The sequence below is a fragment of the Agrobacterium vacciniicorymbosi genome, assembly GCF_040427045.1.
GTDB lineage: Bacteria > Pseudomonadota > Alphaproteobacteria > Rhizobiales > Rhizobiaceae > Agrobacterium.
Window position 1 is genome coordinate 262,003 of record NZ_JBETMF010000001.1, and the last position, 20,606, is coordinate 282,608.

At 57.9% G+C, this 20,606-nt stretch carries 20 protein-coding genes; 12 read left to right on the top strand and 8 right to left on the bottom strand.

Going from position 1 to position 20,606, the window contains the following annotated elements; all coding sequences use genetic code 11:
- Positions 1 to 12: 12 nt before the first annotated feature.
- Positions 13 to 342 (bottom strand): hypothetical protein, encoded by a 330-nt coding sequence (locus tag ABUK73_RS01365; RefSeq protein ID WP_353575717.1) that lies wholly within the window; start codon positions 340 to 342, stop codon positions 13 to 15.
- Positions 342 to 2,648 (bottom strand): FdhF/YdeP family oxidoreductase, encoded by a 2,307-nt coding sequence (locus ABUK73_RS01370; protein WP_353575718.1) that lies wholly within the window; start codon positions 2,646 to 2,648, stop codon positions 342 to 344. Before ABUK73_RS01370 ends, ABUK73_RS01365 begins: the two co-directional genes overlap by 1 nt.
- 324 nt (positions 2,649 to 2,972) lie before the next feature.
- On the opposite strand from ABUK73_RS01370, the gene mgtE reads away from it, so the two are divergent.
- Positions 2,973 to 4,400 (top strand): magnesium transporter, encoded by a 1,428-nt coding sequence (mgtE, locus tag ABUK73_RS01375; protein WP_454892304.1) that lies wholly within the window; start codon positions 2,973 to 2,975, stop codon positions 4,398 to 4,400.
- A gap of 164 nt (positions 4,401 to 4,564) precedes the next feature.
- Complete coding sequence (locus ABUK73_RS01380) at positions 4,565 to 4,951, top strand: MerR family transcriptional regulator (protein WP_062589573.1); 387 nt, start codon at positions 4,565 to 4,567, stop codon at positions 4,949 to 4,951.
- A 3-nt stretch (positions 4,952 to 4,954) separates the two neighbouring features.
- On the opposite strand, the gene ABUK73_RS01385 is transcribed toward ABUK73_RS01380, so the two are convergent.
- Positions 4,955 to 5,923, bottom strand: coding sequence for a DUF1624 domain-containing protein (locus ABUK73_RS01385; protein ID WP_353575719.1), 969 nt, complete (start codon positions 5,921 to 5,923; stop codon positions 4,955 to 4,957).
- Between the two features lie 72 nt (positions 5,924 to 5,995).
- Entirely contained in the window at positions 5,996 to 6,682 is a 687-nt protein-coding gene (locus tag ABUK73_RS01390) for a DUF599 domain-containing protein (RefSeq protein ID WP_113088245.1), read from the bottom strand.
- Between the two features lie 525 nt (positions 6,683 to 7,207).
- On the opposite strand from ABUK73_RS01390, the gene cobU reads away from it, so the two are divergent.
- The 5 genes from cobU to ccoP all read left to right on the top strand — a co-directional run bounded on the left by cobU (position 7,208) and on the right by ccoP (position 11,547).
- Positions 7,208 to 7,732: a bifunctional adenosylcobinamide kinase/adenosylcobinamide-phosphate guanylyltransferase gene (gene cobU / locus ABUK73_RS01395; RefSeq protein ID WP_353575720.1), complete on the top strand. Its 525-nt coding sequence runs from the start codon at positions 7,208 to 7,210 to the stop codon at positions 7,730 to 7,732.
- Between the two features lie 418 nt (positions 7,733 to 8,150).
- Positions 8,151 to 9,773, top strand: coding sequence for a cytochrome-c oxidase, cbb3-type subunit I (ccoN, locus tag ABUK73_RS01400; protein ID WP_353575721.1), 1,623 nt, complete (start codon positions 8,151 to 8,153; stop codon positions 9,771 to 9,773).
- Between the two features lie 12 nt (positions 9,774 to 9,785).
- Positions 9,786 to 10,517 (top strand): cytochrome-c oxidase, cbb3-type subunit II, encoded by a 732-nt coding sequence (gene ccoO / locus ABUK73_RS01405; RefSeq protein WP_353575722.1) that lies wholly within the window; start codon positions 9,786 to 9,788, stop codon positions 10,515 to 10,517.
- Positions 10,518 to 10,528: 11 nt separating this feature from the next.
- Positions 10,529 to 10,681, top strand: coding sequence for a CcoQ/FixQ family Cbb3-type cytochrome c oxidase assembly chaperone (locus ABUK73_RS01410; protein ID WP_062449288.1), 153 nt, complete (start codon positions 10,529 to 10,531; stop codon positions 10,679 to 10,681).
- A gap of 2 nt (positions 10,682 to 10,683) precedes the next feature.
- Positions 10,684 to 11,547 carry a cytochrome-c oxidase, cbb3-type subunit III gene (ccoP, locus tag ABUK73_RS01415; RefSeq protein ID WP_353575723.1) on the top strand — a complete coding sequence of 288 codons (864 nt, stop codon included), beginning with the start codon at positions 10,684 to 10,686 and terminating at the stop codon, positions 11,545 to 11,547.
- Between the two features lie 137 nt (positions 11,548 to 11,684).
- Here ccoP and ABUK73_RS01420 read toward each other — a convergent pair whose 3' ends face one another.
- Genes ABUK73_RS01420 through ABUK73_RS01430 form a run of 3 tightly spaced genes read right to left on the bottom strand, consistent with a single transcriptional unit; the run spans position 11,685 to position 12,896 of the window.
- The gene (locus ABUK73_RS01420; RefSeq protein ID WP_353575724.1) at positions 11,685 to 12,086 is read right to left on the bottom strand and encodes an SRPBCC family protein; all 402 of its coding nucleotides are present in this window, start codon (positions 12,084 to 12,086) and stop codon (positions 11,685 to 11,687) included.
- 34 nt (positions 12,087 to 12,120) lie between these two features.
- Positions 12,121 to 12,408, bottom strand: coding sequence for a type II toxin-antitoxin system RelE/ParE family toxin (locus ABUK73_RS01425; RefSeq protein WP_353575725.1), 288 nt, complete (start codon positions 12,406 to 12,408; stop codon positions 12,121 to 12,123).
- A gap of 8 nt (positions 12,409 to 12,416) precedes the next feature.
- Entirely contained in the window at positions 12,417 to 12,896 is a 480-nt protein-coding gene (locus ABUK73_RS01430) for a hypothetical protein (RefSeq protein WP_353575726.1), read from the bottom strand.
- Between the two features lie 182 nt (positions 12,897 to 13,078).
- Between ABUK73_RS01430 and ccoG the strand changes: the two genes are divergently transcribed.
- The 5 genes from ccoG (at position 13,079) to gndA (ending at position 19,161) form a co-directional block, all read left to right on the top strand.
- A complete protein-coding gene (ccoG, locus tag ABUK73_RS01435) occupies positions 13,079 to 14,665 on the top strand; it encodes a cytochrome c oxidase accessory protein CcoG (RefSeq protein ID WP_353575727.1) in 1,587 nt (528 codons plus the stop codon).
- Positions 14,662 to 15,162, top strand: a complete 501-nt coding sequence (locus tag ABUK73_RS01440) for a FixH family protein (protein ID WP_353575728.1) — start codon at positions 14,662 to 14,664, stop codon at positions 15,160 to 15,162. The genes ccoG and ABUK73_RS01440 overlap by 4 nt, the downstream gene beginning before the upstream one ends.
- Positions 15,159 to 17,444 carry a cation-translocating P-type ATPase gene (locus ABUK73_RS01445; protein ID WP_353575729.1) on the top strand — a complete coding sequence of 762 codons (2,286 nt, stop codon included), beginning with the start codon at positions 15,159 to 15,161 and terminating at the stop codon, positions 17,442 to 17,444. The genes ABUK73_RS01440 and ABUK73_RS01445 overlap by 4 nt, the downstream gene beginning before the upstream one ends.
- The gene (gene ccoS / locus ABUK73_RS01450; protein WP_113088236.1) at positions 17,441 to 17,596 is read left to right on the top strand and encodes a cbb3-type cytochrome oxidase assembly protein CcoS; all 156 of its coding nucleotides are present in this window, start codon (positions 17,441 to 17,443) and stop codon (positions 17,594 to 17,596) included. The genes ABUK73_RS01445 and ccoS overlap by 4 nt, the downstream gene beginning before the upstream one ends.
- Positions 17,597 to 17,730: 134 nt before the next feature.
- On the top strand, positions 17,731 to 19,161 hold the full coding sequence (gndA, locus tag ABUK73_RS01455; RefSeq protein ID WP_353575730.1) for an NADP-dependent phosphogluconate dehydrogenase: 1,431 nt from the start codon (positions 17,731 to 17,733) through the stop codon (positions 19,159 to 19,161).
- 39 nt (positions 19,162 to 19,200) lie between these two features.
- Here gndA and ABUK73_RS01460 read toward each other — a convergent pair whose 3' ends face one another.
- Entirely contained in the window at positions 19,201 to 20,262 is a 1,062-nt protein-coding gene (locus tag ABUK73_RS01460; protein ID WP_454892305.1) for a LacI family transcriptional regulator, read from the bottom strand.
- Positions 20,263 to 20,606: the final 344 nt, after the last annotated feature.

Consider the following 20,606-nt stretch of genomic DNA (forward strand, 5'->3'; position numbering starts at 1 on the left):
GTTCCATTTATTCTACGTGGCTGAGAGCGGGTTTTTCAGCAGGATTTCTGACGCGGATTGCGCAAGAGACACCGCCTCATCCGTCAGTTCCACCCATGTCCGCTGCGTGCGTGCATCGCGCTTGACGATGGTCAGCATGCGGTCGGAAAGCGCGTTGATTTCCCGCAGCACTAGAGCGTGGGCAATGCCCAGCCTGTTTGAAAGACTTCGGCTGTCGCTTCCAATACCGAGATGAACTGCTGCAATGAGCGCGGCCCCGGTGGCGTCGAGCGCGACCGGGGCCGTTTGGCTGATCTGTTCCACCACGGCCAGAAAGCGCGCGGCGGATTGATCGTCATTCATCAGGCGGCCTCTGCCTCTGTGCGCAGGCGAACCGAGACCAGAACGGATTTCGATGTCGGCGTGAAGCTGCCCTCGCCATAGCTGTGCAGCGGCACGAGAACGTTCAGTTCAGGATAATAACCGCCGACACTGCCCTCTGGGATATTGTAAGGCACGAGGCGGAAGTTTTCCGCAATACGCTCGATGCCGTCGCCATATTCACCGATGACATCGACGCGCTGCTTGGCATGTGCGCCCAGCTTTTCCATGTCCTTCGGGTTCATGAAAATCACCTGCCGCTCGCCATAAACGCCGCGATAGCGGTCATCCATGCCGTAGATGGTGGTGTTGTACTGGTCGTGGCTGCGGAATGTCTGCAGAACGAAGATCCCCTCTTTGGACAGCGCTTCCTGATGGTCCGTCTTTTCCGGCAGCGGGCCGGTGAAGAAGGTGGCCTTCTTGGCAGGCGTATTCCATTCGCGTTCTGCTGCCGCATTGCGCAGGTGGAAACCGCGCGGTACGCGTACACGCTCGTTGAATTCATGGAAGCCCGGCAGAACGCGGGAGATCATGTCGCGGATCAGATCGTAATCATCGGCGAGCTTTGCCCACTGAACGCGCTCATTGCCCAGCGTCGCGGCTGCGATACCGGCGATGATGGCGACTTCGGAGCGCAGTTCCGGCGAGGCGGGCTCGTTGATACCGCCTGAGCCATGCACCATGCTCATGGAATCTTCCACGGTCACGATCTGCGATTTGCCCTGCGAGTTGCGGTCGATTTCGGTACGGCCAAGGCAGGGCAGGATGAAGGATGTTTCCCCCGGCACCAGATGCGAATGGTTGAGCTTGGTGGCGATGTTGACCGTCAGCTTCTGCTTTTCGAACGCCTTGATGATGAGCGGGCTATCCGGCGTGGCGCGCAGGAAGTTGCCGCCCAGCGCGATGAAGGCCTGCGCCTTGCCATCCAGCATGGCGCTGATGGCTTCAACCGTGTTGTGGCCACGGTTACGCGGCATCGGCACGCCGAGTTCCTTCTCCAGTGCGTCGAGCAGGGCAGGCGGGGCTTTCTCGTCGATACCGACCGTGCGGTCGCCCTGCACGTTGGAGTGACCACGCACCGGGCAGAGGCCCGCGCCGGGACGACCGATATTACCGCGCAGCAGCATGAAGTTGGTGATTTCACGGATGGTGATGACGGAATGCTTATGCTGCGTAACACCCATCGCCCATGTGGTGATGACGGCATTCGACGTCATGTAGATGGACGCGGCTTCCTCGATCTGCTCACGCGTCAGGCCGGACTGGTCGAGAATGGTTTCCCAGCTGGTCGCCTCGACGGCGGCGCGATAGGCGTCGAACTCGACAGCGTGTTCTGCGAGGAAGTCGTAATCGATGATGGCAGGCTTGCCAGCGGCGCGGGCGGCTTCGTCAGCCGCAAAAACGGCTTTGCTCATGCCGCGCACGGCAGCCATGTCGCCGCCCTGTCGTGGCTGGTAATAATTGGTGGCAATCTTGGTGTTGCCGCCGGTGATCATTTCCAGCTTGTCCTGCGGGTCGGTGAAGCGCTCCAGACCCTTTTCGCGGATAGGGTTGAACACGGCAATACGCGCGCCACGAATGGCCGCACGACGCAGGTCACCCAGCATGCGCGGATGGTTGGTGCCGGGGTTCTGGCCAATAACGAAAATGGCGTCCGCCTTTTCGAAATCTTCCAAGAGAACCGTGCCCTTGCCGACGCCGACGGAGGCCTTCAGGCCAACGCCGCTGGCTTCATGGCACATGTTGGAACAGTCGGGGAAATTGTTGGTGCCGTAGAGGCGAACCATCAGCTGGTAGAGGAAGGCTGCTTCGTTGGAAGCGCGGCCCGAGGTGTAGAATTCGGCACGGTCAGGACTGTCGAGGCTCTTCAGAACGCCGCCGATTTCAGCAAAGGCATCGTCCCATGAGACGGGCAGATACTTGTCGGTGGCGCGGTCGTAACGCAGCGGATCGGTGAGGCGGCCTTGCTTTTCCAGATCGTAATCCGACCATGTGCGAAGCTCTGCCACTTTATGATTGGCGAAGAAGTCCGGCGGCACGCGCGCTTCGGTCGCTTCCCACGCAACGGCCTTCACGCCGTTTTCGCAGAACTCGAAAGAAGAGCCGTGTTCGGGATCACCCCAGGCGCAGCCGGGGCAATCGAAACCATCAGGCTGATTGGCTTTCAACAGGGTTCTTGCGCCGGAAATCGGTGCGCCCGATTCCAGAAGACGCTTGCCGACGCTTTTGAGTGCACCCCAACCGCCCGCAGCGGAGGAGGCCTTACCGATGAAATCCATCTTGCCCATTTGATAGGTCTCTTTCTGATCTGTTTTTCTTTTTGCGCCGCTCGTTTCCGGTGCCAACCGGATCGATTGTTATTGCGGCGCTTTGCCTCAGATTCCCGCATAACTACCATATGTCAACTCGTAACTTTACGGTGGCTTCAACGGGGCGTTCAAATCCGCGAGACTGTTTCACGACTGGTTAATAGAAAACCTCGTCGCAGAGCACGGTTCGGATAGAAAATTGCAACTTCTTTTGTCCTATCCTGTTGTTGACATTGTGCTTTTAAAAGCCATTCTCCTGCGCTTTCGCGAAGCAGGCCAATCAGCCGGAAAAAGGGGCGCACGTTGACACAGACCGACGACCATCATTCCGTGCCGGAAGACGCCAAAAGGCCGGAAATCATGGCGGATATCTATGCCGAAGACGGATCGATACGGTCTGATTTTCTGGCCATGGTCGGCGCTGCGATTGCGGATCGCGACGTGCTGTTCCTGCGGCAGAATGTTGCCCGGCTGCACGAATCGGAACTGGGTGACCTGCTCGAATCCATTCTGCCGGAACAGCGCCACGCCATGGTGCGGTTGCTGGGCTCCGACTTCGACATGACAGCGCTGACCGAGGTGGATGAAGCAATCCGCCTCGACATCGTGGAGCAGATGCCGAACGACCAGATCGCCGCCGGTATCGGCGAGATGGATTCGGACGACGCCGTCTACATTCTCGAAGACCTCGACCGTGAAGATCGCGAAGACATTCTCGCACAGATGCCGTTTACCGAGCGTGTCAGGTTGCTGCGCGCGCTGGATTATCCGGAAAGCTCCGCCGGTCGTCGTATGCAGACGGAATTCGTGGCCGTACCACCGTTCTGGACCGTCGGGCAGACCATCGACTATATGCGCGAAGAAGAAGAACTGCCGGAATCCTTCTCGCAAATCTTCGTTGTCGACCCGACCTTCAAACTGGTCGGCGCGCTCGATCTCGATCGTCTGCTGCGCTCCAAGCGGCAGGTCAAGGTCGAATCGATCATGCACGAAACCAACCATCCCATTGCAGCGGAGATGGATCAGGAAGAGGCCGCGCAGCTTTTCGAGCAGTACGACCTTTTGTCGGCTGCGGTGGTGGATGACAATGGTCGTCTGGTCGGTGTGCTGACCATCGATGACGTGGTGGACGTCATTCAGGAAGAAGCGGAAGAAGACTTGCTGCGCCTCGGTGGTGTGGGTGACGAAGAGCTTTCCGACTCCATTGCCGTGACCTCACGCTCACGCGTGCCGTGGCTGGCGGTCAATCTCATCACGGCCTTCATGGCAGCGTCCGTCATCGGTCTCTTCGATGCGACAATCGAGCAGATCGTGGCTCTGGCCGTGCTGATGCCAATTGTTGCCGGAATGGGCGGCAATGCGGGCTCCCAGACCATGACCGTTTCCGTGCGCGCGCTGGCGACCAGAAACCTCGATATCCACAACGCCGCCCGCATCATCCGACGCGAAGCGGGGGTGGGGCTGCTAAACGGTGCGCTGTTCGGCTGTGCCATCGGCGTGATCGCAGGTCTGTGGTTCCATGATGTCAATCTCGGCGGCATTATCGCGACCGCGATGCTGATCAACATGTTTGCAGCGGCCATTGCCGGCATTATCATTCCACTGCTGCTGGATAAATTCGGTGCGGACCCCGCCGTGTCATCGGCTGTCTTCGTCACTGCCGTTACCGACATTGTCGGTTTCTTCTCATTTCTTGGTCTTGCGACGTGGTGGTTCGGTGTTCCGATCTGAACGCTTGAAAATTGACTTTTACGTGAAGGTCAATCATAGTGTTTCTAATAAAGGAGAGTTGTGAGGCGTTTCACGCTTCGTCATTCTATCTTGTTGTTTGAGCAACGGATATTCCGAAAATTGCCCGTCATTTTCGGTCCGATGCTCCAGAATCGGATGAAGCTTTGAACAAGTATTATAGCATAACGGAACTGACGCGTGAATTCGGGGTCTCCACCCGCACCCTTCGCTTTTACGAGGATGAGGGTCTGATCCACCCTGAACGTCGGGGCCGCACGCGGCTTTTCCGCATGGCTGACCGCAGGCTCATTCAGGAAATCCTTCGCGGTCGCCGTATCGGCTTCACCATCGCTGAAATCCGCGAAATCATTCAGGTCTACAAGGAGCCACCGGGCGAATCCGGGCAACTCGAACTTCTGATGAAGAAGGTTGACGAGAAGCGCGCCGACCTGCGCCAGAAGCGCAAGGACATCGAGGAAACACTGGCCGAGCTCGATAATGTCGAAGAGGCCTGTCTCACGCGCCTCGCCGAAATCGGCGTCGGCACCTGATCCTTATTGAATCTGGTTCGAACACTGCGCGGCAATCTCGCCGATCTTTGACTGCTGCTCAGGCTGAAGGCTGTTGGACATCATGGAGTCGAACAGGTTTTCAGCCTGAAGTTTTTCCAGCGTGCATCCGCAAAAACTCTGGCACAGTTCCAGACCATTCTGCTGCTGCATGCAGCTTGCTTCACAGCTTTTCTTATAGGCTTCGACCTGATCTACCGGCGGTGGCGGGGCGATAAGCGACGCCAGATAGACGATGCCGATCAGGATCGGCTGGTGAACAATGTAAAACAGCAGGCTGTGACGACCGAAAAGGGCCAGCAGATTGCGCTTGCCGCTGGGCTTTCTGAAGCGATCCAGCCAGCCGCGTGGCGTGACGAATTGCGAGACCGCCAGCCCCAGAAGAAACGGCGCCAGAAACGGCAGCACGGGCACGTAATCGTTGGAACGCGGCGGCACAGTGGAAAGGCCGATCCATGACAGCCAAATGGGATTGAAACTATCCGAACTCAGATATTGCGGCGCCAGCAATGCGAGCGCGGCAGCCATCATAGTTAGAAGGAAGGGCAGGCGCAGGAAAAGCAGGCCAATGAGGCTGGCGGCGGCGATATTGTGTAGAATACCGAAGAATATCCAGCCATCCGGCACCGCAAAATAGGTGGCGACCGAAATCAGCAGGGCAGCGCCCGCGACCATCGCAAAGCGCTTGCCGAAAGACGGCCAGTTTATGCCGCGCCGATGGGCGAGATACAGGCTGAAACCGGCCAGAAACAAAAACGAGCTTGCGATTGCGCGGGCGTAGATTCGCCACCAGCCCTGCGTTGCCGTGCCGGGATCGAGATATGCGAACATCTCAAGATCCCAGGTGAAATGGTAGCTTGCCATGGCGATGAGCGCGATGCCACGCAGCGTATCAAGCGCGCCGATACGGCCTTTGCCCTGTGTTGCCGTCGCATCTGCCGGAGCGTTACTCATTCATCCGTCCTTTGCAACGGTTACAGTCTGGTGCCAGCGCTTCGCCTGCGAAGTGCGGCAATTTCATGGCAGTCAGAAATCATCCATGATGGCGCGGCGCGCTTCGGAGAAAAACTGCCGTCGCAGCAGCGCCACCGTGATGATGAGGGTGGATGCCATGAAGACATAAGGGCTGATGAACCAGCCGAGATAACCGATGGACAGGAAGATGGTTCGAAGCCCGTCATTGAAATTCTTGGCGGCGATGATGTTCATGCGGATGACGTTTTCCGCTGCGCGTTCCGCCGCTTCGCGGTTGGCATTCGCCTCGTGCAGCATCGGCATTCCGCCGAAGAGAATGGTGCAATAGTTGAACAGGCGATAGGACCAGCCGAATTTGAAGAAAGCATAGCCGAATAGGCATGTCAGGCCTATGACCTTGATTTCGAATGCTGTGCGACCGCCATATTGCACGAAGGGCATGTCGCGAAACACCGATTCCACCCGGTCGGTCGCGCCTAGAAGTGCGAAGCAGCCGCCTATGGCGAAGATGGAGGTGGAGGCGAAGAAGGCCGTACCGTTTTGCAGTCCAGCCATGATCTGGGTATCGATCATCTTCAGATCGCGGGTCAGCGAATTGTAAATCCACTTGCGGCGACGCTCGCCCATGGCCTGATTGAGACTGGTGCGCGAGAACGGCGTCTTCGCTGTCGTGACATAGGTATAGGACCACCAAAGTGCGACGAAAACGACGAGGGCTACGTAATCGATGATCGTCATGGGGGCTGTCTAACCTCTGTCCTGTCCGTTCCGAATCTCCTCGCCCAATATTGATGCGATTTGGGTACATGGCAATCTGGGTGAAAAAATCGATAGGTGAAAGCTTTTCATGTTCGCGCTAACCATCCGGTAAGAATGTGCCGCTATGACTGTGGGTGCACGCCGGATTTGGTTTTGCGTACCGGTGTTGCTTTTGCCTCTTTACGTTTCAGGGGCACCCAAGACCGCGTTTGCGTCTCGATGCAGCGCGGTTTTTGCTTGTCGGAAATTGACAAGAGATCCTGCCATCCCTACCTTGTTTAAGACGATCCGGCGCTTTTCTTCGATTGCGTTTATCGACATGTCCGCATGGTGCGGGCGGGTAGGCAAAGATCGATAGATCACCGCGACAGCATGGCATGATTGACCGGGAGAACGCCTCCATATCTACGAATCGTTCTCTTTTCATGCCGGCGGCTTCAAGGCTTGCGATGACCTTCGCAATGGCAGCCGGATCGTCTCTCTCAATATCTCGTGGCAATTCTCATGACTGACGCATCACGCGCTGTGCTTGTGCTTGGCGGCGCGCGCTCCGGCAAGTCGGCCTTTGCCGAAAATCTGGTTCTCTCAGGTGAGGGCGCCGCGCATTACATCGCGACGGGCCGCGCCTGGGACGACGAGATGCAGGACCGCATTTCCCACCACCGCGAGCGCCGCGGCGACGTGTGGACGACGCATGAAGAGCCGCTTGCTCTGACGGATGTGTTGCAGCGGCTGGACCAGCCGGACAACGTCATTCTCGTCGATTGCCTGACGCTTTGGGTGACGAACCTGATGATGGAGGAGGGGTGTGATGTTGATTCTGCCTTTGCTTCGTTGGTTGCGCATGTTGGGATGGCGCGGGCGAAGATTGTTTTCGTGTCCAACGAGGTTGGGTTGGGGATCGTGCCGGAGAACCGGATGGCGCGGGAGTTTCGCGACCACGCCGGGCGGTTGCACCAGCAGATCGCGGCGGTAGCGCGGGAGGTTTATTTTGTGGCGGCTGGGTTGCCGTTGCGGATGAAGGGGTAGGGGCTGTTTCGCCCATGCGATCGGCAGAGTGCGTGGCTTACCCCCCTCTGTCCTGCCGGACATCTCCCCCTCAGGTGGGGAGATTGGCTGGGCGCTAGCTCGTTGCCCAATCAAAGCCTTTGCGAAAGCCTCTTAGCGAGAAACATTGCCGCCTCAGCGACATTAAAGATGGCCGAGGGCTATCCGCGATTCGATCTCCCCACCTGAGGGGGAGATGCCCGGCAGGGCAGAGGGGGGTGAGCCACACCCGCAACCTATAAAGTGCCCCCACAACCCCTCCAACCCCAACTTGATCCAAATCAAGGCCACTTGCCCAACACAGTGGCAAAGCAGCAGACGACGCGAAAGCACGTTTGCTGCCTTATCAGTGGTTCGTCCCGCCGCGTCGTATCTGCGATGACGTTGGGGGAAACCAACAATGAACTCTATGCTTGGAACTGCGATGGTGGCCGTGGGGGCCTTCCTCGCCTTGCTCGGGGCGGCTTTCGCTCACGACAATCTTTTTGCCGCCCATATGTGGGTGCTGTTTTTCGTGCTGCTGGTCGGCACCGCGCTGATGTTGCGCCGCGTATCTTTTGCGCCCGTCAAGTCGGTGTCGAAAGAGCAGCGCGAATCCGAATATTTCGATGAGGTCATTCGCTATGGCGTGATTGCCACGGTGTTCTGGGGCGTCGTCGGCTTTCTGGTCGGCGTCGTCGTTGCGCTGCAACTGGCCTTTCCCGATCTCAACATCGAGCCATGGTTCAATTTCGGTCGCGTTCGCCCGCTGCACACATCGGCGGTGATTTTTGCGTTTGGTGGGAATGCGCTGATTGCGACGTCTTTCTACGTCGTGCAGCGCACATCGCGCGCGCGGCTGTTCGGTGGCGATCTCGGCTGGTTCGTGTTCTGGGGCTACAACCTCTTCATCATCATGGCGGCCACCGGCTATCTGCTCGGCATCACTCAGGGCAAGGAATATGCGGAGCCGGAATGGTATGTCGATATCTGGCTCACCATTGTCTGGGTCGCCTATCTCGTCACCTTCCTAGGCACGATCTTCAAGCGGAAAGAGCCGCATATCTATGTGGCGAACTGGTTCTACCTCGGCTTCATCGTCACCATCGCCATGCTGCACATCGTCAACAATCTGGCGGTTCCGGTCTCCTTCCTCGGCGTTAAGAGCTACTCGGCTTTCTCCGGCGTGCAGGATGCGCTGACGCAGTGGTGGTATGGCCATAACGCCGTCGGCTTCTTCTTGACGGCTGGCTTCCTGGGCATGATGTATTACTTCATTCCGAAGCAGGTGAACCGCCCGGTCTATTCCTACCGCCTGTCGATCATCCACTTCTGGGCGCTGATCTTCATGTATATCTGGGCCGGTCCGCACCATCTTCACTACACGGCACTGCCCGACTGGGCGCAGACGCTGGGCATGGTGTTCTCCATCATGCTGTGGATGCCCTCTTGGGGTGGCATGATCAACGGTTTGATGACGCTGTCTGGCGCATGGGACAAGATCCGTACCGACCCGATCGTGCGCATGATGATCATGGCCGTTGCCTTCTACGGCATGGCGACCTTCGAAGGTCCCATGATGTCGATCAAGGCCGTAAACTCGCTCAGCCACTATACGGACTGGACCATCGGCCATGTGCACTCGGGCGCTCTCGGCTGGAACGGTATGATCACATTCGGTGCGATCTATTACCTGACGCCGAAGCTCTGGGGTCGTGAGCGGCTCTACAGCGTGCGCATGGTCAACTGGCACTTCTGGCTCGCCACCCTCGGTATCGTCGTCTACGCCGCCGTCATGTGGGTAGCCGGTATTCAACAGGGTCTGATGTGGCGCGAATATGATGCGCAGGGCTTCCTGGTCTACTCGTTTGCCGAAACGGTCGCCGCACTCTTCCCATACTACGTGCTGCGTGCACTGGGCGGGGCGCTGTTCCTCGGGGGCGCGCTGATCATGGCCTACAACGTCACCATGACAATTCTGGGCTACCAGCGCGACGAGGCGGGCTTCAAGACCGCAGCGCCCAAGCTGCAGCCTGCGGAATAAGGAGTTTCAACGATGTCTATTCTCGACAAACACGGCGTCATCGAACGAAACGCGACCTTGCTGCTGGTCGGCTCTCTGGCCGTGGTCTCGATCGGTGGGATCGTGGAAATCGCGCCGCTCTTCTATCTCGAAAACACCATCGAGAAAGTGGAAGGCATGCGGCCCTATTCGCCGCTGGAGCTGGCAGGCCGCAACATCTACATCCGTGAGGGCTGTTATGTCTGCCACAGCCAGATGATCCGCCCGTTCCGCGACGAGGTGGAGCGCTACGGCCATTACAGTCTTGCCGCGGAAAGCATGTACGACCATCCGTTCCAGTGGGGCTCCAAGCGCACGGGGCCGGACCTTGCGCGCGTTGGCGGCCGCTATTCCAACGAATGGCATGTCCAGCATCTGGTCGAGCCTCGGGCCGTGGTGCCCGAGTCGGTCATGCCGAGCTATTCCTTCCTGAAATCGACACCGTTGCAAATCCCTGATGCCACCATGGAGCTGAAGGCCAATCGAGCCGTCGGCGTTCCCTATAGCGACGAGATGATCGAAAACGCCGCAGCCGACCTGAAGGCGCAGGCAGATCCCAATGCCGATACGACGGCGCTGGAGGCACGCTACCCGAAGGCCAAGATTGGTGACTTCGATGGTGACCCGACTAAGGTCACCGAAATGGACGCGCTGGTCGCTTACCTGCAAATGCTCGGCACGCTGGTCGATTTCTCGACCTACGACGATGCCGCCGGTTATCGCTGAGGAGAGACACCATGGAAACCTACACGGCCATGCGCCACTTCGCCGATAGCTGGGGCCTGCTTGTCATGACCCTGTTCTTTGCGGGCACCATCATTTTCACATTGCGCCCCGGCTCCAAGAAATCCGCTGACGATGCCGCCAGCATTCCGCTTAGGGAGGACTGATCATGTCCGATAAACACATTGACGATATCAGCGGCGTCGAAACCACCGGTCACGAGTGGGATGGCATCCGCGAATTGAACAACCCCATGCCGCGCTGGTGGGTGTGGACCTTCTACGTCACCATCCTCTGGGCCATTGGCTACACGATTGCCTTTCCTGCATGGCCGTTGATTTCAGGAAGTACGCAAGGACTTCTGGGCTGGCACAGCCGCGCGGATTTCGTGGCCGAGGTGACAGATGCCAAGGCGGCGCAGAACGTCTACCTTGAGAAGATCGCCTCGTCTTCGCTGGAAGATATTCAGAAGGATGGTGAGCTGATGCAGTTTGCCGTCGCTGGCGGTGCCGCTGCCTTCAAGATCAACTGCATCCAGTGCCACGGTTCCGGCGCTGAGGGCGGCAATGGCTATCCCAACCTCAACGATGACGACTGGCTGTGGGGCGGGACCGTCAACGACATCCACACCACGATTACGCATGGCATTCGTTTTGCCGAGGATGCCGACACGCGCATCTCGGAAATGCCAGCTTTCGCGGAAATGCTCAAAGCCGACGAAATCCGCGAGGTCGCAGCCTATGTCGTCAGCCTGACGGGTACGCCGCGCGATGTGTCCATGGTTCAGCCCGGCGCACAGATTTTCGCCGATAATTGCGCGTCCTGCCACGGTGAAGACGCCAAGGGCAACCGCGACATGGGCGCACCCAATCTCGCCGATGCTATCTGGCTGAAGGCACATGGCGAAGATGGCATCATCGCGCAGATACGCGCACCCAAGCACGGCGTAATGCCCGCATGGGGAGAGCGCCTTGGCGATACGACGGTCAAGCAACTGACGCTGTTTGTGCATTCGCTGGGTGGTGGGGAATAGGGGGCGGTTACCTCGAGTGGAGGTTGGCCAAACCACCTCTACGTCATGCTCGGGCTTGTCCCGAGCATCTGCACCGTTGCAATTTAGGAGACGTGAGTAGATCCTCGGGACAAGCCCGAGGGTGACGTAGAGGGTTATCAGCCAGCCTCCAAAATCGCCTTCAACGCTTTTAAATCCGCAAGCACCGCTGCCGCATCGCGCTCAAACTCGGCATCTGCCATGCCGGGGAGCTTCAGCACGGTAAACGCCACCTCCGCCCCATCTCCATTGGGCGTGACGCGAAGCGCGTTATAAACCTCCAGCCCATCCGGCAAAGTCACGACGTGATCGATGACGCCGTAATCGTTCGGCTGAGCGAACTTCACGTGCACATCGCCCAGCGGGCCGGACGCAATCCATTCATCGCCATCCTGCGTCAAACCACTGGCAAGCCCGGCAGCCCATTGCGGCATTCGGGTAGGATCGGCTGCATAGGCGTAAACCTCTTTCCAGGGACGTTCGATGGAAAGGTGTACGATGCGGGTTGTGACAGTGGCCATCATCTCCTCCGTGACTTTGCGGTAGGCAGCTTATCTAACCAAGCAATGGCGGCCAATGTTGAGCGCCGTGCAAAATTCGGACAATGACTATATCAACTGTCATTCTGTAGATCACGACAAAGGGTGTTCTCGCGACGACCATTTCTCGGGTGCCTTCGACACGACCAATGCGACCCGATAATGGAAAATCAATAAGCCTCTGGATTTGATTTTCGACTTCATCGCGCATGGTGATTGCAGCCATAATGTTGTCCTGCGCGATGTAATCCGTCAGAATATCAAGATCTTCTTCAGCATCCTGTGACCATACCAATCTCGACATATGGCTTGTCATCTGTTTCCGGTGGCGCGTGCAAGCAGTTCGGCGCGTTTATGCTGCCATTTGCGCATATGGTCTTCGTTTGAAACCAATTCGGCAGCACCGGAATCGATCTTATCGAGCGTTTTCTCGACCTCTTCTCTGAACCAGGTGTCGTGTTCAGCCGCGCTGTGCATTCTACGCTGCCGTTCAGCCGTGTCGGGCCGCTTACGTGTCACCGTATCAGGCTCATGATCCGCTATGTCGATCTCGAAACGCGGTATGCCGAGTTCATCTCTTACAAACGCGGCGGCGGTATTGAGATTGCGCCAAATGCGCATGCGCCCGGATCGTTGCGCCGAAATTGCCCGCTCGTTACCGCCATATTTCACAAGAATGGCGAAGCCACCAGGGCGACCAAGAACCACGGCACCGGCAAGGGCGTGAGCCTTGACGAGGTTTTTGACCGACTTGCTGTCTATAATTTCAGGCATCTTTGTCGAAGGTAGCACAGCAATCTCCTGCATCAGATATATGCACTGCGTTTATTAGATAAATACATGATGGTGATGGGCAAGGCAATCGGCCGCTAGCGAAATTGGGCCTGCGCCACTTTGTCCTGACTTGACCTAAGTCAAGGATGGTTGCCCGGCGAAGTGCCAAAACAAGGGTGAGAAACCGGACACTTAGCCCCATGAACATTTACAGCGCCGGAAACAATGGCAACGGCTCAGATACGGTTGAGAGACTGAATGCAGAGCCGGTGAATTCTGCTCTAAGCAGACAGCCTCTCTATGCAGCGCGCAAGAAGATATTTCCGAAGCGCGCGGAGGGCCGTTTCCGGCGTTTCAAGTGGATCGTGATGCTGATCACGCTTGGCATCTATTACCTGACACCGTGGATTCGCTGGGACCGTGGGCCATACGCGCCGGATCAGGCTGTGTTGATCGATATTGCCAACCGTCGCTTCTATTTCTTCTTCATCGAAATCTGGCCGCAGGAGTTTTTCTATGTTGCCGGGTTGCTGGTCATGGCTGGGTTCGGGCTGTTTCTGCTGACGTCTGCCGTGGGTCGTGCCTGGTGCGGCTATACCTGTCCGCAGACGGTGTGGGTCGATCTGTTTCTCGTGGTCGAACGCTTCATCGAAGGTGACAGAAATGCGCGGATGAAGCTGGATGCGGGGTCGTGGACGTTTGAGAAAGTCCGCAAACGGGTGGCGAAGCACGCGATATGGATCATCATCGGCGTTCTGACCGGCGGTGCGTGGATATTCTATTTCGCCGATGCGCCGACGCTGGCCATGCAGTTTCTGACCGGCACTGCCCCAATGATAGCCTATTATACCGTCGCCACGCTGACGGCGACGACCTATGTTCTAGGTGGGCTGATGCGCGAGCAGGTCTGCACTTACATGTGCCCATGGCCGCGTATTCAGGGCGCGATGCTGGATGAGCATTCGCTGGTCGTGACCTATAATGACTGGCGTGGCGAACGTCGTTCGCGCCATGCCAAGAAGGCCATTGCTGCCGGAGAGCCGGTGGGTGACTGTGTGGATTGCAATGCCTGCGTTGCGGTCTGTCCTATGGGCATCGATATCAGGGACGGGCAGCAGATGGAGTGCATTACCTGCGCGCTGTGCATCGATGCCTGCGACAGCGTCATGGACAAGCTTTCCAAGCCGCGCGGCCTGATCGCTTATGCGACGCTCAGCGAATATGAAGACAACATGGCGCTTGCCACCGGTGGCGGAGCGCATGACATCCGCCCCGCCAATGTTCGAAACCCGGATGGGACTTTTGTCGATGCCGTCAGGCACTTCAACTGGCGCATCATCTTCCGCCCACGCACCGTGTTCTACATGACGATCTGGTGCCTTGTCGGCATCGTCATGCTGGTGACGCTGGCGACCAGAGAGCGGCTGTCCGTCAATGTGCTGCATGACCGCAATCCGCAATATGTGATGGAGTCGGATGGCTCGATTCGCAACGGTTACACGGTGCGGCTGCTGAATATGATCGCTCAGCCGCGCACCATTACACTGTCGCTCGATGGCCTGCCGGATGCGGTGATGAAGATCAACGGCATGGCAGCGGAGCCTGCGCGTTCCTTCAGCATCGATGTGAAGCCGGATGAGGTGACCAATCTGCGGGTCTTCGTGACCACGCCGAGCGGGGCAGCCGTCCGTGCTGCTGATGATTTCAACTTCATCGCGGTCGATGACGAATATTCCGAAACTGCACATTACAAGGCCGTCTTCAACGGGCCGGGAGCAAAGAAATGAGTGCTGAACAGGGCGAAAAGCCGGGCTTCACCTTCACCGGCTGGCACATGCTGGCCATCATGCTGCTGTTCTTCGGCACGATCATTTCCGTGAATGTGACCATGGCCTGGAACGCCGTTACCAGCTGGAGCGGGCTGGTGGTGCCGAATACCTATGTCGCCAGCCAGCAGTTCAATGGCAAGGCGGAGGCGGCAAAGGCCCGCGCCGCCAGCGGCGTCGTCGGCAAGCTTCGTATCGATGGAAGTAACGTTGAATATGAGGTGTCTCACCCTCAGCGCGGCGTCGTCGATACCGATACGGTAACGCTGAACTTCCGTCGTCCGGTGGGGGAGCATCAGGATTTTTCGCTGCCTCTGGAAAAGCACGGCCCCAACACATTCTCCGCCCTGCATGAACTGGCTGCAGGCGACTGGATCGTCGAGGCGATTGCGGTGAAGGACGGGGCTGTGATCGTCCATGAGGGCACACGCATCGATATTGCCGGAGGTGTGAGATGAGCTGCTGCGCGCCCGGAACGGAAATTGCTCTTGAACAGGCTGGGTTGAAGAGAGCGCTGCCTTCGTCAGAAGAGCTGATGCTGGCCAGCCGCGATCTGGGGCAGGGGCTGCGGCAGACGGACCTTTCCGTGCCCGGCGTTTATTGCGGTGCCTGCATCACCACCATCGAAAGCGCGCTGAACCGGATGCCGCAGGTGGAACGCGCCCGCGTCAACCTCTCCTCCAAGCGAGTCTCCATCATCTGGAAGGAGGAGGTGACGGGTGAACGAAAGGACCCTGCCGATCTCGCAAGGGCCGTGGCCTCGACAGGCTATGAGGCGCATCTCTTCGGCTCTGGGCAAGAGATATCGGACGACATGCGCAACAAGCTCATCCGCGCCGTTGGGCTTACTGGTTTTGCAGCCGTCAATATCATGCTGCTATCGATTTCGGTCTGGTCCGGGGCGGATGCGGCGACGCGCGATATGTTCCACTGGATTTCAGCGCTGATCGCGACACCGGCACTGATCTATGGCGGGCGCTTTTTCTATCAATCCGCCTACAGCGCCCTGAAACATGGCCGCACCAATATGGATGTGCCCATCGCGCTGGCGATCACGCTATCCTACAGCGTGTCCATCTGGGAGACGATGCATAGCGGTGCGCATGCATGGTTTGATGCCACGGTTTCGCTGCTGTTTTTCCTGCTGATTGGCCGCACGCTGGATCACGTGATGCGCGACAGGGCGCGCTCGGCCATCGCAGGCTTGGCACGGCTTTCGCCACGCGGCGCGACTGTTCTGCTTGAGGATGGCAACCGTGAATATCGTCCCGTCGGTGAAATCATACCCGGCGACCGGGTGGCGATTGCAGCGGGTGAGCGGGTGCCGGTGGATGGCAGGATCGTCAGCGGCGATAGCGATCTGGATGTGTCCATCGCCAATGGCGAAAGCGCGCCGCGCGTGGTGCGCGTGGGCGATCTCATTCAGGCTGGAACGCTCAATTTGACAGGCCCGCTGGTGATGCAATCGACGGCGCTGGCGCGGGATTCCTTTCTCTCGGAAATCATCGGCCTTATGGAAGCTGCCGAAGGGGGCAGGGCGCGTTACCGCCGCCTGGCAGACCGTGCCGCGCAATATTATTCGCCGGTCGTGCACCTGCTGGCGCTGACCTCCTTCGTCGCCTGGGGCATTTTCGGTGGTGACTGGAAGCAGGCGATGCTGATTGCGATTGCGGTGCTGATCATCACGTGCCCCTGTGCGCTCGGCATTGCCGTGCCGGTTGTTCAGGTCGTTGCTGCCGGGCGGCTGTTCAAAAACGGCATCATGGTGAAAGACGGTTCTGCCATGGAGCGGTTGGCGGAGGCTGATACCGTTCTGTTCGACAAGACCGGCACATTGACGCTGGGCCAGCCAAGGCTGGTGAATGGTGGAGCCATATCAGCAGAAACGATGCGGCTTGCCGCTGGCATCGCCGCGAACTCCCGTCATCCTCTTTCGCAAAGCCTTTGCCGGGAGATGAAGGGTCCCCTGCCTGCCTTTGAGAATGTCGCCGAAATTCCGGGTTCGGGCGTCGAGGTGAAAACATCTGATGGCATCTACCGGCTTGGCAACCGGCGCTTTGCCTGCGCCGATGAGGCTGCGCAAAGCGATGATGTGACGTCGGAGGTCGTTCTGTCACTCGATGGGCGCGAGGTCGCGCAGTTTCAGTTCGAAGACAGCGTTCGCCCCGGTGCCGCTGCAGCCATTGCGCAGCTTCACGAGAGCGGCTTTTCGACACAGATCGTTTCAGGCGACCGGCCAGCCGCCGTGTCGGCACTTGCCAGACGGGTGGGCATCGATGCCGGGCAGGCTGGGCTATCGCCTGCCGAAAAGGCCAATCGCTGTACCGAACTGACCCGCGAAGGCCGCAAGGTTCTGATGGTGGGCGATGGGATCAATGATGCACCGGCGCTGGCTGCCGCCCATGTATCGATGGCACCGGCGACGGCTGCGGATATCGGTCGGCAGGCGGCGGATTTTGTCTTCATGCGGGACGATCTGCGTGCCGTTTCCTTTGCCATCGATACGTCCAGAAAGGCGGGGCGTCTGATACGGCAGAACTTCGCGCTCGCGATCGGCTATAACATCATCGCCGTGCCGATTGCGCTTGCCGGTTATGCTACGCCGATGATTGCCGCCATCGCCATGTCCACGTCGTCCATCATCGTGGTCGTCAATGCGTTGCGGCTGAATGGCTCTGCCAAACCCATGATCGCGGCGGACAGAAGCGAGGGCAAAAGCCCGGAGGTGCGCTTCGCATGAATATGTTGATGTTCCTCATTCCGGTGGCGCTGTTTCTGGGTGGGCTTGGTCTTTTCGCCTTCATGTGGTCGCTGAAAAGCGGCCAGTATGACGATATGGACGGTTCCGCATGGCGGGCACTGGATGACGGCGACGACCGGCCGGGGCGATAATCATGGCTTCCATGCGCGTGTCGCAAAGCTGACTTGCGTCATCAAAATATAATCGTTTAAGTTCGCGCTAGCCTTGCCGTTTTCATATTAGAGTGCCACAACATCGCCGTTAAAAGCAATTTGGAGATACATCCGTGGAACAGGCAGAAATCGGTTTGATCGGTCTTGGCGTAATGGGGTCCAACCTCGCGCTCAACATCGCAGAAAAAGGCAACAAGATTGCTGTTTTCAACCGAACCCCGGAAGTCACGAAAAAATTCTACGCCGATGCTGGCGAGTTGCAGGGCCAGATCATTCCTTGCGAAACCATCGAGGAATTCATCGCCGCCATCCGCCCGCCGCGCCCGATCATCATCATGATCAAGGCTGGTGACCCGGTCGATCAGCAGATGGAAATTCTCAAGCCGCATCTCGAAAACGGCGACATCATGATCGATGCGGGCAATGCGAATTTCCGCGATACGATCCGCCGTTTCGATACGCTTAAGGATACCGACCTGACCTTTATCGGCATGGGTGTTTCCGGTGGTGAAGAAGGCGCGCGTCACGGCCCGTCCATCATGGTTGGTGGTACGGAAGAAAGCTGGAAGCGCGTCGAGAAGGTTCTGACCTCCATCTCTGCCAAGTACGACAATGATCCATGCGTGGCGTGGCTGGGCAATGATGGCGCAGGCCACTTCGTCAAGACCATTCACAACGGCATCGAATATGCCGACATGCAGATGATAGCGGAAATTTACGGTATTCTGCGCGATGGCCTGAAGCTGAGCGCTGCCGAAATCGCCGATGTGTTCGGTGAGTGGAACAAGGGTCGCCTGAACTCCTATCTCATCGAAATCACCGAAAAGGTTCTGCGCGCCGCAGACCCGATCACCGGCAAGCAGATGGTCGATCTCATTCTGGACAAGGCCGGCCAGAAGGGCACCGGCAAGTGGTCTGTCATCGAAGCGCAGAACATGGGCGTTGCCGCCACTGCTATCGAAGCTGCCGTCGCAGCGCGTATCCTGTCGTCGCAGAAGACCGAGCGTGAAGCTGCCGAGACCATTCTCGGTCTGCCAAAGGCTTTGCCTGCGCCTGCCGACAGACAAGCCTTCATTGCCGATCTGGAAAATGCGCTTCTGGCCGCCAAGATTGGCGCCTATGCGCAGGGCTTTGCGGTGATGGCTGCTGCTTCCAAGGAATTTGGCTGGGATCTGCCAATGCCGACCATCGCCCGTATCTGGCGCGCTGGCTGCATCATCCGTTCGCAGTTCCTGGATGAAATCACATCGGCCTTTACCAAGGACCCGCATGTGGCCAACCTCATCGTCACGCCTGCCTTTGCGCAGATGGTGAAGGATACGGATGCACCGCTTCGTCGCGTGGTTTCCCATGCCGTTCTCTCAGGCCTGCCGGTTCCAGCACTCGCTTCCGCACTCGGTTACTTCGATGCCTATCGTCGTGCGCGTGGCAGTGCCAACCTCATTCAGGCGCAGCGCGACTTCTTCGGTGCACATGGTTTCGAGCGCACCGACGGTGTCGACAAGCCGCACGGCCCTTGGGGCAGCGGTCTGGATATTTTCTAAGAACCACACTGAAAGGCCCGCTTCGAGCGGGCCTTTTTCTTACGCGCCGAATTTCGGGGCGCGGCTGGACCAGACTGGCTGACTAAGTGTCTGCAAACCTTCCACCGGCTTCCCATCGATGCGCGCCAGCAAGGCTTTTGCCAGTTCTCGGCCCGCCAGCTTGATATCCTCATTCATCGTGTGAATTTCCGGTCGCAGCCAGTTCAGGAAGTCTGCCGACTGCTTGGACACGACATCGATATCCGTGCCGACCTTTTTGCCGGTTTCTTCAACACCCGCGACGAAGGCGATGGTGGAGCTGCCGCTGATCGACACCAGCCCGTCTGGACAATCCGTACCGCTCATCAGCGTCCGGCTGACCTCCTTGATCTGGTCCAGAGGCGTGTCGTTGCTGATGATGCCGTGCAGCGGAAATTCGCTGAGGCCGAAATCGCGCAGGCCACGCTCGAAGCCGCGGCGGGCGAAGTCGTGATAGGAAAATTGCTTGGGCGGCAGAAGAACGGCAATCCGCTTTCGCCCGCATTGCGACAGCCGTCTCACCGCCTCATAGACGTAAGCCTCGTTGTCGAAATCATGATAGGGATGCTCGATGCCCATATCGGTGCGCCCATGTGCGGCGAAGGGCATGTTGCGTTCCGTCATGAAGCGCACGCGCGGATCATCCGGCTGCATCTTGGAAATGATGACACCATCGGCAGAGCCCGTATCCAGAATATAGCGGATCGGAATCATCGGATCTTTGGCATGCGTATGTGGCGTGACGACGAGGTGATACTGGGTGCTGGACAGCACCTCGGTAATGCCGAACACCATCTGGGTGGTGAAGCCCATCAGCTCCTCATCGACACTCAGCACCAGTGCAATGACATTGGTCTTGCCGGTGCGTAGACGAACGCCAGCGCGGTTAGGCTGGTAGCCGATCTGCTGCGCGACCTGACGCACGCGCTCCTTGGTGTCGGCGCCGATGTCAGGCGCATCCTTCAAGGCACGGGAAACCGTGGTGATGCCGAGGCCTGTCATATAGGCGATTGTCTTGAGTGTGGGGCGTTCGTAACCTGCCAGTGCCTGGCCGCTCGTATCGGATTTCATGCCATCATTCATGTCGCCACTCACCATAACCTGTACGTCATATGGTAGATTGCTTTTTTCACATTGCAAAGCGCGGAGCCATTTTCTCAGGTCGCCGCCGCACGATAAACTGTAACGATACAGCTCTTCTGTCGAGTTTTTATTGAGGATAGGCTAAAATGCTTTTCGCCTTCGCTGGATGGCGTGAGGGTTAAAGCGATGTTCCAAGTAGCGTGTTAATCACTTTAAAAAAATAAAATATCATTATGATTTAAAATAACTTTACTTCGTTTAACGCGGGACATAGTAGCTGTGGTTCGTCACATCAGGTCTACGCTTTCGTCATTCCCGCTAATCCCCCGTGACCGCCGGAAAAT